Below are 15,316 nucleotides of genomic sequence, written 5' to 3'. Positions count from 1 at the left end.
TCGCATGCGCAATCAGGGACTGGGATCCTGGCTCGTCCGGAGGCTCGAGAAGTCCGGGCCCAGGACGGCCGTGATCCACGGCGAGCGCACGCTGACGTACCGGGAGCTGCACGACCGGTCCCGGCGCCTTGCGACGGCCCTGTCCGGTCGGGGCGTGGGCCCCGGGGACCGGGTGGCGTTCCTCGGGGAGAACAGCCCGGCCTTCCTGGAGGCGATGTTCGCCGCGGGAGCGCTCGGCGCGGTGCTCGTCCCCCTCAACACGCGCCTGGCCGTCCCCGAGATCCGCTACCAGCTCGAGGACGCGGACGTCTCGGTGCTGATCCACGACGCCGCCCTGACGGGCCTGGCCGCACCGGCCGCCCGGGACCTGCCGGACGTGGTCCGCTGGGTCGTGGCGGGGGAGGACGCGGCCGAGGAGGACGCGGCCGGGGAGGACGCGGCCGGGGTCCCCGCCCTCGGGACGGTGATCGCGGCGGCCGAGCCCTGGACGGAGGACGTCCCGGTGGGCCTGGACGACCTCGCCGTGATCCTCTACACCTCCGGGACCACCGGCCGGCCCAAGGGCGCCTGTCTGACCCACGGCAACTTCACCTGGAACTGCTTCAACGTCCTGGTCGACTACGACGTGGCGGCCGACGACGTCGCGCTCATGATCTCCCCGATGTTCCACGTGGCCTCGCTCGGGATGGGGGTGCTGCCGACGCTGCTGAAGGGCGCCACGCTGGTGCTCGAGTCCAAGTTCGTGCCCGGCCGGGTGCTGGAGCGCATCGAGCGCCACCGCGTCACCTGGCTCTCCGGCGTGCCGACCACCTACCAGATGCTGTGCGAGCACCCGGACTGGGACACCACGGACCTCTCCTCCCTGCGCAAGCTCACCTGCGGCGGCTCCGCGGTGCCCATGCGGGTCCTGGACGCCTACGAGAACCGGGGACTGGCCTTCACCGCCAGCTACGGCATGACGGAGACCTCCCCGGGCGCCACCAACCTCCCCGCCGCGAAGTCCCGCGAGAAGGCGGGCTCCTCCGGGCTGCCGCACTTCTTCTCCGACGTGCGGATCGTGGACGCCGCGGGGGAGCCCGCGGCTCCCGGCGAGGCGGGGGAGATCCTGCTCTCGGGGCCCAACGTCATCCGGGAGTACTGGAACCGCCCCGACGCGGCGGGGTCCTTCGAGGGGGAGTGGTTCCACTCCGGGGACCTGGGCTACCTGGACGAGGACGGCTACCTGTTCGTCGCGGACCGGATCAAGGACATGATCATCTCCGGCGGGGAGAACATCTACCCGGCGGAGGTCGAGGCGGCCATCCTCGAGCTGCCGGAGGTGGCCGCCGTGGCGGTCATCGGCGTGCCCGACGAGAAGTGGGGCGAGGTGCCGCACGCCGTCGTCGTCCCCCGGGAGGGGCGGGAGCTCACCGCGGGGACGATCCAGGAGCACCTGGCCGGTCGGCTGGCCCGCTACAAGGTGCCCAAGACGCTGAGCCTCGTGGACGAGATGCCCCGCACCGCGTCCGGCAAGATCCGCAAGAACGTCCTGCGCGAGCAGGCCGCCGGCTGAGGCGCGGGACCGGTCGCGCGTCGTCCGGGCTGGACGCGTCCACGACTTTTCATTAGCCTCCCCAGCACGGCCCGATGGCCGGACTCCTGTCGGGGGACAGGGGGGACTGGGGGGAGATCGAGTGGGAAAGAGACTGCTGACCTGCGTGGTGGCGGCCGTGACGGCGGCGTCCGTCGCGCTGACCGTGCCGGCCGCGGCGGCCGTGACGCTGCGCCCGGACGGCACGGGCTCCGTCGGCCGGGAGGACGTCCTGCGGGCCGTGGGCTGGACCAACGACCGGCTGCAGACCTCCGCCGCGGAGCTGGACCTCGTCGCGGAGACGGTCACCGTGGCCACCGCGTCGTGGGAGTGCGTCCAGGAGCTCACCGGCGCCGTGGCCGTGCAGGAGCGGCGGACGACGACGACCGCCCGGGCGGACCTGGTCGCCACCGTGCAGCGGAGCTCGGTGACGGGTGCCGTCACGGGCTTCAAACTGCAGGGCTTCGCCGAGGACGCCGTGTCCGTCTCCGTGGTCGAGGGCCCGGACCTCGACGCCTGCCCGGGGAACGGGGGCGGGGACCAGGACGGGGCCTGGTCCCGGGTGCCCCGGTCCACCGAACGGGCGCAGGCGCACGAGGGGCCTGCCCTCGAGGTCGTCCACGACGGGGTGGTGCACCCGGTGCCCACCGAGCGGGAGGAAGCGGCCTGAGGGCCGCGCTGCGCGGCACCGCATGTGTCGTCGCAGGTCGGACGGGGGGTCACAGATGGGTCACGCCGCTGGATCGGCCCCCCGTGCCTGCATTAGCGTTCGGAAAAACGATCCGGGAGCACGTCCCCGGTGTCGGGGGACAGGGGATTGGGGAAGCACATGCACAAGGTCATCGTGGTACTGGCGGCTCTCGCGGCGGCGGGGGTGTCGATCGGGCTGGCGGCGCCGACCTGGGCGGCCACGCAGCTCCACGAGGACGGCACCGGCTTCGTGACCGCCGCCGACGCCCGGGCCGCGCTCGGCTGGGACGACGAGACGCTGCAGGCCAACGCGGCCTCGCTCGAGTTCGTGGCGGAGACCGAGTCGGTGACCGAGATCTCGTGGGAGTGCGTGAAGCCGGGGACCGCCGAGGTCCTGACGCGGCGGACGGACCTGGTGATCACCGAGACCCGGGGGATCGCGAGCACGCCGAGCACCCTGTGGTGGCGGACGGTCGTCGGCTTCCGGCTGGAGGGCTTCGACGGCCGGGGCGCCTCGAGCGCGGTCCCCGAGGGCCCCGCGCCCCACTCCTGCCCGGACCCCTCGTGGGTCCTGGTGCCGGAGAGCTCGCGGAGCGCGGAGCAGAAGGGCGAGCCGGTCCTGGCGGCCGTGCACGCCGGGGTGCAGCACCCGGTGCCGGTCGCGCTCCCGGTCCCGGTCGGCTGAGCGCGTTCAGCCGCGCGCCGCGACCAGCCGCTCGACGACGCCCCGGGCCGCCGCCACGATCCCGTCCACCTGTTCCGGGGTGACCTCGGCGGACAGCGTGAACCGGACCGCGGTGGTGGCGACCTCGGCGGGGAAGCCCATGGCGGTCAGCACGTGGGAGGGCTCGGTGTCCCCGGCCGCGCAGGCCGAGCCCGAGGAGACGAGCAGCCCGCGGGCCTCCAGGTCCACCAGGACCGTCTCGCCGTTGACCCCGGGGAAGCAGAACGAGGCGTTGCCGGGCAGCCGCGCCGCCGGCCGCTCCCGGGGGTCCGGGCCGGTCAGCACGGCCGACGGGACCGCGGACAGGATCCCGGTGATCAGCCGGTCCCGCAGCTCGGCCAGGCGCACCGACTTCGCCGCCCGCTCCTCGGCGGACAGCCGCAGGGCCGTGGCGAGGCCGACGGCGCCGGCCACGTTCGAGGTCCCGGAGCGCCGGCCGCGCTCGTGCCCGCCGCCGCTCAGCAGCGGGCGCAGGGGGGTCCCGCGGCGCAGGAACAGCACCCCCACGCCCTTGGGCCCCCCGATCTTGTGCCCGGCGAGGCTCAGCGCCGCCACGTCGAGCGCCTGTACGTCCAGTTCCAGCGACCCGGCCGTCTGGACCGCATCCGTATGGAACGGGACGTCCCGCGCCCGAGCCACCGCAGCCAGGTCGGCGATCGCCTGGACCGTACCCGTCTCGTTGTTCGCATGCATCACGGATACCACTGCGGTGCCCGGACGAACAGCCCTCTCCAGGGCGGCGGGGTCCACGAACCCCTCGGCGGACACGCCCAGCTCTGTGACGTCGAAGCCGTCCCAGCGGGCCAGGTCCCGGGCGGAGTCGAGCACGGCGTGGTGCTCGACGGCGCTCGTCACCACGTGCGTGCGCGCGGGGTCCCGGTCCCGGCGGCCCAGGGCGATGCCCTTGACGGCCAGGTTGTCGGCCTCGGTCCCGCCGGACGTGAACACGACCTCGGCGGGCCGGCAGTTCAGCACCTGCGCGACCGTCCCGCGGGCCCGGTCCAGCCCGGCCAGCGCCCGCCGGCCCGCCTCGTGGTGGCTCGAGGCGTTGCCGAACTCCTGCGTGAGATAGGGCCACATGGCCTCCAGGACCTCCCGCCGGACGGGGGTGGTGGCGGCCGAGTCGAGGTACAGCACCGTCATCCCGTCCCGGTGCCGTGGCCGCTGCCGAGCCCGATGTCGAGGCCCAGGTCCAGGTTGCGGGCGGAGTGGGTGAGCGCGCCCACCGAGATGACGTCCACCCCGGTGGCCGCGATGTCCCCGACGGTCTCCAGGCTCACGCCGCCGGAGGCCTCGACGGTCGCCCGGCCGTCGATGATCGCCACGCCGCTCACGAGGTCGTCCAGCGAGAAGTTGTCGAGCAGGATCGTGTCCGCGCCGCCGGCCAGGACCGCCTCGATCTGGTCGAGCCGGTCCACCTCCACCTCGAGGTGCACCGTGTGGGGGAGACGACGGCGCAGCTGCCGCAGGGCGCCGGTCAGGTCGGTGCCGTCGGCCGTGAGCAGGGCCAGGTGGTTGTCCTTGGCCATCACGGCGTCCGAGAGGGAGTGCCGGTGGTTGTGCCCGCCCCCGCTGAGCACGGCGTGCTTCTCGAGCGCCCGCAGCCCGGGGGTGGTCTTGCGGGTGTCGGCCACTCGGGTGCGGGTGATCGTGCCGGACGGGAGGTTCGCGGCCTGCTCCACGCGGGCGACCGTCTCCTCGACGGCGGCGACGTAGCGGGCGGTCAGGGTGGCGATCCCGCACATCCGCTGGGTCAGGTTCAGGGCCACGCGCTCGCCGGTCAGCACGGCCCGGGCGGGACCGGTCACCACGGCCAGGGTGTCCCCGGCCTCGAAGCGGTCGCCCTCGGCGGAGACCAGCTCGACGGCCACCGCGGGGTCCGCGGCGGCGAACGTCGCGGCGAAGACCTGCCCGCCGGAGAAGACGCCGGCCTCGCGCGCAACGAGCTCGGCCCGGGCGGTGGTGCCGGCGGGGATGAGGTGCTCGGAGGTGATGTCGCCCCAGGGCGCGTCCTCGGCGAGCCCCCGCTCCACGACCTCGGTGATGGCGGCTCGGGTCAGCATGCGGGGATCCTCTCCGGTAGGTCGAACATGTCGATGGAAGTATGTGTCCCGATCAGGGCCGGGACAGTGGCCTCATCCGGGGCGGAGTCCAGGCGCCAGAACGTGCGTCGCGCGCGGGCGGGATCGGGTGCCGGGAAGTCCTCCCGGAAGTGGGCGCCCCGGGACTCGGTGCGGTGCAGGGCAGCGGCGGTCACGGCGCGTCCCACGGTCAGCAGGTTCCGGTCCTCCACTGCACGGCGGGAGAGACCGGCGGACGGGCGGAAGCCGGCCAGCCGCCGGGCCAGCGTCTCGAGCCGGGAACGGTCGCGCAGGACACCGGCGGCCGCCCACATGGCGTCCTGGAACTGCCCGCGGTCGAACGGCACGGCGTCCCTGTCGACCGGCACAGCCTCTTCGTCGACCGGGGCAGTGCTCCGGGACCGGGCGGCCGCGATCCTGGAACGACCGGCCGCCGGCAGGATCTCGGCGCGGTCGGGCAGGACGAGGCGCGCCGGGGCGTCGTCGGCCGCTCGGCCGGTTCCCGGCGCGTCCGTGCGCAGCGAGTCCGCCTGCAGTGCGTCGGCCACGCGGGCCCCGAAGACGGCGCCCTCCAGCAGCGAGTTGGAGGCCAGCCGGTTGGCGCCGTGCACGCCCGTGGCCGCGCACTCGCCCACGGCGTAGAGCCCCGGGACGGTGGTGCGGCCGAGGCCGTCGGTGGCCACGCCGCCCATCAGGTAGTGGGCCGCCGGGGTGACCGGGACCGGCTCGCGGGACCAGTCGAGGCCGTGGGCCCGCAGGGCGGCGTCGATCGTGGGGAAGCGCCGGGCGAGGAACTCGGCGGTCGTGCCGCCCCCGTGCGGGCCGGACGGCCTCAGCGCGGTGCAGTCGAGCAGGACCGGCCGGCCGCCCTGGGCCAGGGACCGGCGGACGTTCTCGCGGGCCACCACGTCGCGGGGGGCGAGCTCCGCGCGCGGGTGCACGTCCTCGAGGTAGCGCCGGCCCGTGCTGTCCCGCAGCACCGCGCCCTCCCCGCGGACGGCCTCGGAGACCAGGAAGCAGCCCGGAGCGGCGAGGGCGGTCGGGTGGAACTGCACGAACTCCAGGTCCGCCACGGCGGCGCCCGCCCGCAGGGCCGCGGCGATGCCGTCACCGGTGGCCACGGCCGGATTGGTGGTGTGGGGGTAGAGCTGTCCGGCGCCGCCGGTCGCGAGCACCACGGCGTCCGCAGGCAGCTCGTGCAGCCGGTCCCCGGGACCCGCCAGGACGAGGGCCCCGGCCGCGCGGCCGCCGGGGGCGAGCACGAGGTCGACCAGCATGGTGTGCCGCAGGACCGTCAGGCGCCCGGCGGTCTCGGCCGCCAGCGCGGCGGCGAGGAGGGCGCGCTGGATCTCGCGGCCGGTCGCGTCGCCGCCGGCGTGCAGGATCCGGGGCACGGAGTGGGCGCCCTCGAGACCCTCGAGCCAGGGGGAGTCCGGTCCGGCCGCGCGGTCGAGGGCCACACCGCGCGCCACGAGCTCGTCGATGGCGGCCGCCGAGTCGCGCACGAGGACGCGCACGGCGTCGTCGTCGCACGTCCCCGCCCCCGCGACGAGGGTGTCCTGGACGTGCAGCTCCTCGGAGTCGCGGGGCTGGCCGGCCGGGAGCGCGGCCGTCATGGCCGCGATCCCGCCCTGCGCGCGGGCCGTGCCGGTCTCGTCCAGGGCGTCCTTGCTCAGCAGCGTCACATCGAGACCGTGGCCCGCGGCGCGCAGGGCCGCGGTGAGGCCGGCGATGCCGCTGCCCACCACGAGCACGCGCGGTGCCGGGTGCGTGCTCACCGCGGCAGCGCCGCCAGCATCCGCTCGAGCGCCACCTCGGCGTCCCGGGCGGTCGCGGCGTCCACGGAGATCCGGTTGATCACGCGCCCGGCCACGAGCTCCTCGAGCACCCACGCGAGGTAGCCGGGGTGGATCCGGTACATCGTGGAGCACGGGCAGATCACCGGGTCCAGGCAGAAGATCGTGTGCTCGGGGTGCTGGTCGGCGAGCCGGTTGACCATGTTGATCTCGGTGCCGATCGCGAAGGTGCTGCCGGGCCCGGCGGCGTCGATTGCCTTGCGGATGTAGTCGGTGGAGCCGTTCTCGTCGGCGGCGTCGACCACGGGCATGGGGCACTCGGGGTGCACGATCACCCGCACGCCGGGGTGCTCGGCGCGGGCCTTGTCGATCTGGGCCACGGTGAAGCGGCGGTGCACGGAGCAGAAGCCGTGCCAGAGGATCACCTCGGCATCCTGCAGGTCCTGCGCGGTGTTCCCGCCGAGGTCCTTGTGGGGGTTCCACATCGGCATTCGCTCGAGCGGGATCCCCATGGCCTTGGCGGTGTTGCGGCCCAGGTGCTGGTCCGGGAAGAACAGCACCCGCCGACCGCGCTCGAAGGCCCACTCCAGGACGGTCGCGGCGTTGGAGGAGGTGCACACGATGCCGCCGTGCCGGCCGCAGAACGCCTTGAGCGCCGCGGAGGAGTTCATGTACGTCACGGGGACCACGGTCTGCCGGCCGTCGTCGTCGGTCTCCCCGAGGATGTCCATGAGCTGCTCCCAGGCCTCCTCGACGGAGTCCTCGTCGGCCATGTCCGCCATGGAGCAGCCGGCGGCGAGGTTGGGCAGGATCACGGACTGGTGCTCGCCGGAGAGGATGTCGGCGGTCTCGGCCATGAAGTGCACGCCGCAGAACACGATCGCCTCGGCCTCCGGCTTGCTCCGGGCGGCGCGGGCCAGCTGGAACGAGTCGCCGAGAAAGTCGGCGTGCTTGACGATCTCGTCCCGCTGGTAGAAGTGCCCGAGCACCACCACGCGCTCGCCGAGGGTCTGCTTGGCGGCGGTGATCCGTCGGTCGAGCTCCTCGGCGGAGGCGTGCTGGTACTCCTCGGGGATCACGGGCTGGGCGGGGGCGCCGGTGGGCACCACGTCGTCCTCGGAGGCCCCGGGGCCGTAGCCGGCGGAGACGGCGGGTGCGAAGTCCCAGGGGTTCGCGGAGAGGTCGGTGCTGCACGTGCTCGGGGCCGGGGCGGTTCCCGGCAGGCCGGCCGGCTTCTCGGTCAGCAGGTCGATGCGGGTGGCGACGGAGGTCATGTCTGCTCCTGGGTGCTGCGGCCGGCCGGGGTGCGGTCGGCGAGGTCGAGGTCGTGGTTGTAGCGGTAGAGCCGGGGTGGGCGATGACGTGTGCCCTCCAGGCGGGTGCCGGTGTCGAGGATGGCGCCGGACGCGAGCACCTGGCGCCGGAAGTTGGCCGGGTCCAGGGGTGTGCCGAGGATCGCCTCGTGCACCTCCCGCAGGGCGGCGAGGGTGAAGGTCTCGCCGAGGAAGGAGTGGGCCACGCGGCTGTAGGTGATCTTGTTGCGCAGCCGGTAGAGGGCGTAGTCCACGATGTCGCTGTGGTCGAACGCCAGCGGCGGCAGCTCGGTGGTGCGCATCCACGTGACGTTGAGGTCGGCGTGGAGGTCGGAGGTCTGGTCGGTACGGATCGAGGCCCAGTAGACGATCGAGACGACGCGCTCCTCGGCGTTCGCCGAGCGGGTCAGGCCGCCGAAGGCGTAGAGCTGCTCGAGGTAGCCGGGCTGCAGACCGGTGGTGAGCTGCAGGGACCGGGCGGCGGAGGCCTCGAGGTCCTCGTGCGGCTGGAGTGGTCCGCCGGGCAGGGCCCACATCCCCCGGAAGGGGTCGCGGATGCGGCGGACGAGGGGCAGCCAGAGTTCCTTGCCGCCGTCGGGGCCGGTGTCGCGGGCGGCGAAGATGACGGTCGACACCGCCAGTTCCACGTTCTGCGCGGTCATCGTCACCTCCCTCACATCCAGTGCCTTCTGGTTCCAGCGACTATAACACTGTTCGAGTCGGAGTGACATTAACGAAGTCGTGACCATGGTGCCGCTGACCAGGCCCCATGAAAACGCGGGTTTCGGCGTGTCCACAGGGGTTGCTCCCGCACAGTGGGGGGCGTTTACCATCTGACCCATCCAGCCGGCCCGTCCGGCCGTGGCAGAGCGAAGCGGGGAACTTCATGGTGCGGTCCAGCCCAGTCGGCACGGTGGTCGGGGGCGTCGTCCTGACGGCACTGCTCCTCACGGGATGCGGTCCCGACGACGACGGCGCCGCGGCGTCCCCTTCCAGCGCCGCCTCATCGGCTGCGGCGAGCTCATCGGAGCCGAGTCCGGACGCCACTCCCGCCGACTACGTGCCGGCCTCGCTCGACGGGCCCGCGCAGAACGTGCCGAAGCCCGTCATGCCGGACCTGGCGAAGGAGGAGTCCCGGGACGGGGCGCAGGCCTTCCTCGACTACTGGTCCGACGCGAAGTGGTACGCCTATCAAACGGGAGATACATCCTATGCACGCGACATCATCAATGATAATTGCGAAGTCTGCTTAGACGAATTGGATGAAATCGAAAAACTTTACGAGTCCAACGCTTGGGCGGTTGATGGGCGCGAAACCATCAAAATGCGCGAAGATGGATTCGTGCGAGCATCAGATGGAATTTATAAGCCGGTAGTTGCGTCAGTATATGACGGGATTAAAATAGTTGACTCCGGAGAAATCGTCCATGAAGAGCCTTCAAAAAATGACTCGGAAGACGTTTTCTTGATCTATATGGACTATGCAGAAGGAGCCTGGACTTATATTACTGCTGCGCCGTTGCCCGGTTCGGAGTCAAAGTGAAACTCTGGCCGATATTTACGATTTCGATAGTGGTGCATTCGCTAGTTCTAACCGTCTCAAGTCCAGTGTTGGCAGATTCCCAAGTCGATGACTTTGACCCATCAAAGCTGGGTGGAGGGCTCGAAATGGAGAGGAGGATGAGTGGTCGAGATGGCTCATCGGCATATGCGAAAGGAAATGAAATACGCTTGAGAGCTGAGCGTGAGGGTGTGGCCATTTCTGTGCCTGGGTCTTTAGATACGCAACCAGAGTTGAAAGCAACCGCCCCGGTTGACTACGACCCGGACGAGGACCCCGCTTTTCAGAAGGCCCTCCGCCAGTACCTGAGCGACCAGGGCGTCGACCGGCCGTTCAACCCGGACACGATCGCGCAGTCGAAGCAGCAGACGTTCGGTCTGCAGAACCCGTGCACCAACCGGACGGGTGACATCCTCGAGGACTGCCTGGCGGAGCGGGACTGCACCACTGCCGACGGTGGGGAGGGCGTCTACATGAACGTCGTCGTCCGGCAGGGGGAGGGACCGAGCACGCCGTGGGGGGAGCCGATGTGCGTGGCGGTCGCCGAGGCGGAGGGCGGCGAGGAGGTCGTGGAGCTGCCGACCTTCACCCTGCAGGACTTCAGGACGCTCGCCGTCGCGCCCGCGGCCAGTGCCGTCCAGCCCGCGCCCGACACGCTGCGGGGCATGCACACCAACGTCTGGGCGGAGGCCCGGCCCCAGCAGTTCAGCACCGAGCTGGGTGGTTTCCCGGTCGAGGTGCGCGCCATGCCGGTCCAGTACGCATGGGACTACGGCGACGGGACCGCGCTCGGGCCGACCGAGCTCAGCGGCGCCCCGCTCGCGGAGGGGGCGTGGGACGTGGAGACCGACACCAGTCACGTCTACACGGAGACGGGTGACTACGCCGTCTCGCTCACCACCTGGTTCTCCGGCGAGTACTCCGTGGCGGGTGGACCATGGCTGCCCGTGGCGGGGCTCAACGACGTCGCGAGCGCACCCGTGCCGATCAGCGTCTGGCGCTCCACGGTGCGCAACTACGCGGACGACTGCCTCGAGAACCCGCAGGGCACCGGCTGCTGATTTCCGCGCCGGCCGGTACGCCGTCGGATCCTGGTGGGATGATCGTTGCACATGGTTTTCCGGTTCCCGGAGAGCCCGGTCAGCGGTCCCGCCGGTGCTCCTGCGTCGGGCGAGGAAAGGGGCGGAACAGTGACGATCTCCGGTCCGTGGGTGCTCCACTTCAGCTGGGGCTGCACCGACGACTACGGCAGGGTGGGCCTCGTGTTCGACCCGGACGGCACCTTCTCGGGTGGCGGGTTCTCCGGCGCCTGGCGGCAGCAGGACGGCACCCTGCTGCTCCGCTTCGCCGACGGCCCCGCCCAGTACGGCGGCACGGTCACGGGCACGGCGGGAGCAGGGGCGATGTCCTCCTTCGACGGCTCGCCGGGCGGCTGCTGGTACCTGGCCAGGCAGGGATCCGCCGGCGGGCCGGGATCCGCGGACAGCAGCGCCGGGCAGCCGGCGGACGTCGCCGGGCGGAGGCTGGACTCCGCGGGGACGGCGCCCGGTGCGCCGGACGGCCCGGGGACGGCGCCCGGCGAGCTGGACGCCGCGGGCAACCGGATCTGATGCGGAGGAGTGGGGAAGCGATGACCACGGACCACGGACACGGACACGGACACCGGCACGGAGCGTTCTGCGGGGTCATCCCGCCGTACGTGCACGAGCAGATGGCGGTGCACGGGGACGAGCAGACCCGCAGGAACGCCCTGGCCGCACTGGCCGTGGACACCACGGTCCGGGCGGAACGGCTGATCGCGGACCTCACTGCGCGGTCCGTCGCGGCGCAGGCGACCGCCCACAGGGAGCGGAAGGTCCACTCGGCCGGCAACACCGCGGAGCTCCCGGGGACGCTCGTGCGCTCGGAGGGAGCCCCCGCCAGCGGGGACCCCGCCGTGGACGAGGCGTACGACGGCCTGGGCTCCACGTTCGACCTCCTGCAGGAGGTCTTCGGGCGCAATTCCCTCGACGACGCCGGCATGCCCCTGCTCGGCACGGTGCACTACCAGGAGAAGTACAACAACGCGGCGTGGGACGGCCGGCAGATGATCTTCGGGGACGGCGACGGCCAGTACTTCAACCGCTTCACCGCCGCCGTGGACGTCATCGGGCACGAGCTCGCGCACGGCATCACCACGCACGAGTCCGACCTGCTGTACATGTACCAGTCCGGGGCGCTCAACGAGCACTTCTCCGACGTCATCGGGGCCATGGTCAAGCAGTACGTGGCCGTTCCCCGCCAGACGGCTGCGGACGCCGACTGGATCATCGGTGCAGGCCTGTTCACGAGCGCCGTCAACGGGGTGGGCCTCCGCTCGATGAAGGCACCCGGCACCGCGTTCGACGACGACGTGCTCGGCAAGGACCCGCAGCCGGACCACATGTCCCGCTTCGTGCACACCCTGGACGACAACGGCGGGGTGCACATCAACTCCGGCATCCCGAACCGGGCGTTCTGCCTCGCGGCGACCGGCCTGGGCGGCCACAGCTGGGACAGGGCCGGCCGGATCTGGTACGCCGCGATGCGCGACCCCGAGCTGCGGCGCCTGCGGTGGGTCGCGCAGTTCAAGGACTTCGCGGGCCTCACGATCGAGCACGCCGCCGCCCTGTTCGGACCCGCGGAGCAGGCCGTGGTGGCGGACGCCTGGCAGCAGGTGGGGGTCGCGCCCGAGACGGCCCGGCCCGTGGGCGCCCTCGCGGACGAGTGGGTGCTCCAGTACAGCTGGGGCTGCACGGACTCCTCCGCGCGGGTGCATCTGAGCTTCCACGACAACGGCTCGTTCACCGGAGAGCTGTCCGGCCAGTGGCACCAGCAGGACGGCACCCTGCTCCTGTCCTTCGACGCCGGTGCGGCCCGGTACGCCGGCACGCTGGTGGGCGACGTCGCCACGGGTGCCATGACCACGTTCGACGGAGCGGACGGGTGCTGGCGCCTGACCCGGAAGGGCGCCACGGGTATAGTCGGGAACTGATTCCTCACCGGCCCCGCCGGTCCCCGCGCGGGCCCGGTCCGGGCCATCCGCGTCCGACGGAGGGACGGTGCCGTCCATGGCGAGAGTCAGCTACCGCCTCGAGGGAGGCCTCGCGTACTTCCCCGGGCTGGCCGTGGAGCGGAGCTTCGAGACCGAGTCCCTGCCCCGGGCGCAGCAGGACGCGCTCCTCGACCTCTTCGAGACCGTCCTGGCGCACCGGCTGGGATCGACCGCCCCGACGACCCGCCAGGGAGCGGCCGACCAGCAGTCCTACGTGATCGAGGTCCAGGAGAGTTCCGGCGTCCGGCGCCTCGTGGTGAGCGAGTTCGACCAGGACCCGGCGGCGCAGGAGCTCGTGGCGCGGCTGCGCGACTGCGCCGACCGGTGCGAGCCCGGCGGGGATCAGTGAGGCGGACCCGCAGCGGCACCCGCAGGACGGCACGGCCCGGATCGCCGGACCACCCGGAGGTCATCCGGGGTCATTCCCGCCACTGAAGATGCTCCTGGGGTGCGGCGTTAGCCCCCGCAAAGACATCGGCCCTTATCAGAGGGCTCTTGCGTGGCTACACTCGGCCGGACGTCACCGCCGCGCCCACCGCCAGGAGTCCCCGATGTCCCACCGATCGCGCGCTCGTTCCGTCACCCTGCTCATGGCGGCCGCTCTGGTCGTGTCGGGGAGCCCGGCCCTCGCGGTCGGGCCTCCGCGGGTGCTGCAGCAGCCCGGTGCTCCTCCCGTGGTGCCTGCCGCCGAGCAGGTGGCGGCCACGGCCGAGACCTACCCGGAGGCGGACACGAACGTCTACACCGTCTCGGTCACCCGCAACGGAGCTCCCGAGGAGCGCGACAGCTTCGCCCCGGACGTGCAGGAGGTGGTCGACGCCGCGCTGGACGACCTGAAGTCCCTGGGCTCCTCTCCCGAGGCTCCTCTGCTCGTCCTCAACCCCTTCGGCACCAACACCACCGGCGTGCACGCCCAGTTCGAGACCGAGGGCAGCGGCACCCTGACGTACACCGTCAGCTCTCCCGGCACCGAGGACTTCACGCGCGTCGCCAAGGACCACGACCCGAGCGCCGCGTCGTTCGAGGGGCAGCTCATCGGGGTGGTCCCGGGCGCCGAGAACACCGTGACCACCACCTGGCAGCCCGACGACGGCGGGCCCACGGAGTTCTCGTTCACCATGACCGCTCCGCCGAGCGCGTCGGGCGACCGCACGACCCTCGACCGGACCGTGGTGGGGAACGCCGAGGAGCTCACCGACGGGCTGTTCGCGGTCATGGGGCTGAGGCGCCACATCGACTACACCCTGCTCTACGACAACGCGGGGGTGCTGCGCGCCGAGTTCGACCTCGACGGCTACCGCACGGACCGGCTGGAGTTCTACGGCGACACCATGGTGACCACCGTCGGGACGGACAAGGTCGCCCGGATCGACGGCCTGGGCCGGGTCGTGGCCACGCACGTCCTGGCGGGCTTCGAGATGCACCACGACTTCGACGTCACCGACGACGGCAAGCTCGTGATCCTGGCGACGGAGACCGCCAAGGGCAGTGTGGAGGACGTCCTGGTGTCCCTGGACCTCGAGACCGGGACCTACGAGAAGACGGTCGACTTCACGGAGCTCCTCGCCGATTACAAGTCCCGCACCCAGCCCTACGGCCCGGGGTTCTACGGTCCGGGCGAGGTGGACGACTGGCTGCACCTGAACTCGGTCGACTGGTCCCCGGACGGCGACTCCGTGATCGTCAGCGCGCGCGAGAACTCCGCGATCCTGAAGGTCGACGACGTCCACGGGAACCCCACGGCCGACTACATCATCGGCCAGCGCGAGGTCTGGGCCGGCACCGGGGCCGAGGACCTGCTCCTCGAGAAGACGGGGGACTTCCCCGACACCGGTGGGCAGCACTCGGTGGTGCGCCACGACGACGCGGCGCTGGCGGACGGCCAGTACTACCTCACGATGTTCGACAACTCGTTCTGGAGCATGAGAAGCCGTCCGGACTACACGGCCCCTGTGCCCGTCGGGACTTCCCCGGTGCCCACGGCGGACCCCTCCCTCCGCTCGGAGTACCGGAAGTACCTCGTCGACGAGAACGCCGGGACCTACAGCGAGGTCGAGACCGTCCCCGTGCCCTACTCCGCGATCGTCAGCAACGTGCAGGACCTCGGCGGTCCGCTGGTGGTCAACAGCGGCCAGGCCCTGACGTTCGCCGAGTACGACGCTCAGCGCCAGGTCATCGCCCGCTTCGACTACGCCCTCGCGGGGACGACCGAGGACGACTTCGCCTACCGGGTGCTGAAGTACGGGTTCGACGACTTCTGGTTCGCCGCGCCCTGAGCCGGCGCGCTCGCGCCGGCGGGCACGGGCGGCGGCACCGGCACCACCGAGCCACCGCCCAGGAAGCCTGCTTCAGCTCGTGTTCAGCAGGAGGTGGTTGGCTGATTGGTGCGAGGGGGCATCCCCGGGACACAGGGAGAAGCTGACGGTCCCGGTCGAGGGTTGGAGAGCCGCGACCGGGACCCGTCCCGGAGGCCGGACCCCGTGCGCGTCCGAGGAGTTCGCGCGCGGG

The 15,316-nt window shown here is 71.9% G+C and carries 14 protein-coding genes; 9 read left to right on the top strand and 5 right to left on the bottom strand.

Translation table 11 applies throughout. From position 1 onward, the window contains the following. Positions 1 to 4: 4 nt before the first annotated feature. The 3 genes from CK505_RS01715 to CK505_RS01705 all read left to right on the top strand — a co-directional run bounded on the left by CK505_RS01715 (position 5) and on the right by CK505_RS01705 (position 2,945). Positions 5 to 1,552 carry a long-chain fatty acid--CoA ligase gene (locus CK505_RS01715; RefSeq protein WP_095649999.1) on the top strand — a complete coding sequence of 516 codons (1,548 nt, stop codon included), beginning with the start codon at positions 5 to 7 and terminating at the stop codon, positions 1,550 to 1,552. Positions 1,553 to 1,673: 121 nt separating this feature from the next. Continuing rightward, entirely contained in the window at positions 1,674 to 2,240 is a 567-nt protein-coding gene (locus tag CK505_RS01710) for a hypothetical protein (RefSeq protein ID WP_141246763.1), read from the top strand. A 159-nt stretch (positions 2,241 to 2,399) separates the two neighbouring features. Next, positions 2,400 to 2,945 carry a hypothetical protein gene (locus tag CK505_RS01705; RefSeq protein WP_095649997.1) on the top strand — a complete coding sequence of 182 codons (546 nt, stop codon included), beginning with the start codon at positions 2,400 to 2,402 and terminating at the stop codon, positions 2,943 to 2,945. A gap of 6 nt (positions 2,946 to 2,951) precedes the next feature. Here CK505_RS01705 and CK505_RS01700 read toward each other — a convergent pair whose 3' ends face one another. Genes CK505_RS01700 through CK505_RS01680 form a run of 5 tightly spaced genes read right to left on the bottom strand, consistent with a single transcriptional unit; the run spans position 2,952 to position 8,836 of the window. After that, positions 2,952 to 4,121 carry a cysteine desulfurase family protein gene (locus CK505_RS01700; RefSeq protein WP_095650145.1) on the bottom strand — a complete coding sequence of 390 codons (1,170 nt, stop codon included), beginning with the start codon at positions 4,119 to 4,121 and terminating at the stop codon, positions 2,952 to 2,954. Positions 4,122 to 4,123: 2 nt separating this feature from the next. After that, a complete protein-coding gene (gene nadC / locus CK505_RS01695; RefSeq protein WP_035924268.1) occupies positions 4,124 to 5,047 on the bottom strand; it encodes a carboxylating nicotinate-nucleotide diphosphorylase in 924 nt (307 codons plus the stop codon). Beyond that, positions 5,041 to 6,843, bottom strand: a complete 1,803-nt coding sequence (locus tag CK505_RS01690) for an L-aspartate oxidase (RefSeq protein ID WP_095649996.1) — start codon at positions 6,841 to 6,843, stop codon at positions 5,041 to 5,043. Before CK505_RS01690 ends, nadC begins: the two co-directional genes overlap by 7 nt. Beyond that, positions 6,840 to 8,135: a quinolinate synthase NadA gene (gene nadA, locus CK505_RS01685; protein ID WP_017831759.1), complete on the bottom strand. Its 1,296-nt coding sequence runs from the start codon at positions 8,133 to 8,135 to the stop codon at positions 6,840 to 6,842. Before nadA ends, CK505_RS01690 begins: the two co-directional genes overlap by 4 nt. After that, a complete protein-coding gene (locus CK505_RS01680; RefSeq protein WP_095649995.1) occupies positions 8,132 to 8,836 on the bottom strand; it encodes an NUDIX domain-containing protein in 705 nt (234 codons plus the stop codon). Before CK505_RS01680 ends, nadA begins: the two co-directional genes overlap by 4 nt. Positions 8,837 to 9,060: 224 nt before the next feature. Here CK505_RS01680 and CK505_RS18130 point away from each other — a divergent pair, with 224 nt between their 5' ends. From CK505_RS18130 to CK505_RS01655, 6 genes are all read left to right on the top strand, one after another. Next, positions 9,061 to 9,717 (top strand): DUF6318 family protein, encoded by a 657-nt coding sequence (locus CK505_RS18130; protein ID WP_141246762.1) that lies wholly within the window; start codon positions 9,061 to 9,063, stop codon positions 9,715 to 9,717. A 251-nt stretch (positions 9,718 to 9,968) separates the two neighbouring features. Continuing rightward, the gene (locus tag CK505_RS01675) at positions 9,969 to 10,796 is read left to right on the top strand and encodes a PKD domain-containing protein (protein ID WP_095649994.1); all 828 of its coding nucleotides are present in this window, start codon (positions 9,969 to 9,971) and stop codon (positions 10,794 to 10,796) included. Positions 10,797 to 10,925: 129 nt separating this feature from the next. Then, positions 10,926 to 11,345 (top strand): hypothetical protein, encoded by a 420-nt coding sequence (locus tag CK505_RS01670; RefSeq protein WP_017831762.1) that lies wholly within the window; start codon positions 10,926 to 10,928, stop codon positions 11,343 to 11,345. Between the two features lie 20 nt (positions 11,346 to 11,365). After that, positions 11,366 to 12,748, top strand: coding sequence for a M4 family metallopeptidase (locus CK505_RS01665; protein WP_095649993.1), 1,383 nt, complete (start codon positions 11,366 to 11,368; stop codon positions 12,746 to 12,748). Positions 12,749 to 12,824: 76 nt separating this feature from the next. Next, complete coding sequence (locus CK505_RS01660; RefSeq protein ID WP_141246761.1) at positions 12,825 to 13,157, top strand: protealysin inhibitor emfourin; 333 nt, start codon at positions 12,825 to 12,827, stop codon at positions 13,155 to 13,157. Between the two features lie 202 nt (positions 13,158 to 13,359). Continuing rightward, the gene (locus CK505_RS01655; protein WP_095649991.1) at positions 13,360 to 15,084 is read left to right on the top strand and encodes an aryl-sulfate sulfotransferase; all 1,725 of its coding nucleotides are present in this window, start codon (positions 13,360 to 13,362) and stop codon (positions 15,082 to 15,084) included. The last annotated feature ends 232 nt before the right edge of the window (positions 15,085 to 15,316 follow it).

Source organism: Kocuria sp. WN036 (assembly GCF_002287015.1).
GTDB classification, from domain to species: domain Bacteria; phylum Actinomycetota; class Actinomycetes; order Actinomycetales; family Micrococcaceae; genus Kocuria; species Kocuria rosea.
Note: the sequence above shows the minus strand (reverse complement) of the source record. Positions and strands in the feature narration are given on the sequence as shown.

Excerpts from the sequence above, each read along its gene's own strand:
- nadA (WP_017831759.1), bottom strand. The coding sequence starts at position 8,135 with ATGACCTCCGTCGCCACCCGCATCGACCTGCTGACCGAGAAGCCGGCC.
- CK505_RS01665 (WP_095649993.1), top strand. The coding sequence starts at position 11,366 with ATGACCACGGACCACGGACACGGACACGGACACCGGCACGGAGCGTTC.
- CK505_RS18130 (WP_141246762.1), top strand. The coding sequence starts at position 9,061 with ATGGTGCGGTCCAGCCCAGTCGGCACGGTGGTCGGGGGCGTCGTCCTG.
- CK505_RS01680 (WP_095649995.1), bottom strand. The coding sequence starts at position 8,836 with ATGACCGCGCAGAACGTGGAACTGGCGGTGTCGACCGTCATCTTCGCC.
- nadC (WP_035924268.1), bottom strand. The coding sequence starts at position 5,047 with ATGCTGACCCGAGCCGCCATCACCGAGGTCGTGGAGCGGGGGCTCGCC.
- CK505_RS01715 (WP_095649999.1), top strand. The coding sequence starts at position 5 with ATGCGCAATCAGGGACTGGGATCCTGGCTCGTCCGGAGGCTCGAGAAG.
- CK505_RS01660 (WP_141246761.1), top strand. The coding sequence starts at position 12,825 with ATGGCGAGAGTCAGCTACCGCCTCGAGGGAGGCCTCGCGTACTTCCCC.
- CK505_RS01705 (WP_095649997.1), top strand. The coding sequence starts at position 2,400 with ATGCACAAGGTCATCGTGGTACTGGCGGCTCTCGCGGCGGCGGGGGTG.
- CK505_RS01655 (WP_095649991.1), top strand. The coding sequence starts at position 13,360 with ATGTCCCACCGATCGCGCGCTCGTTCCGTCACCCTGCTCATGGCGGCC.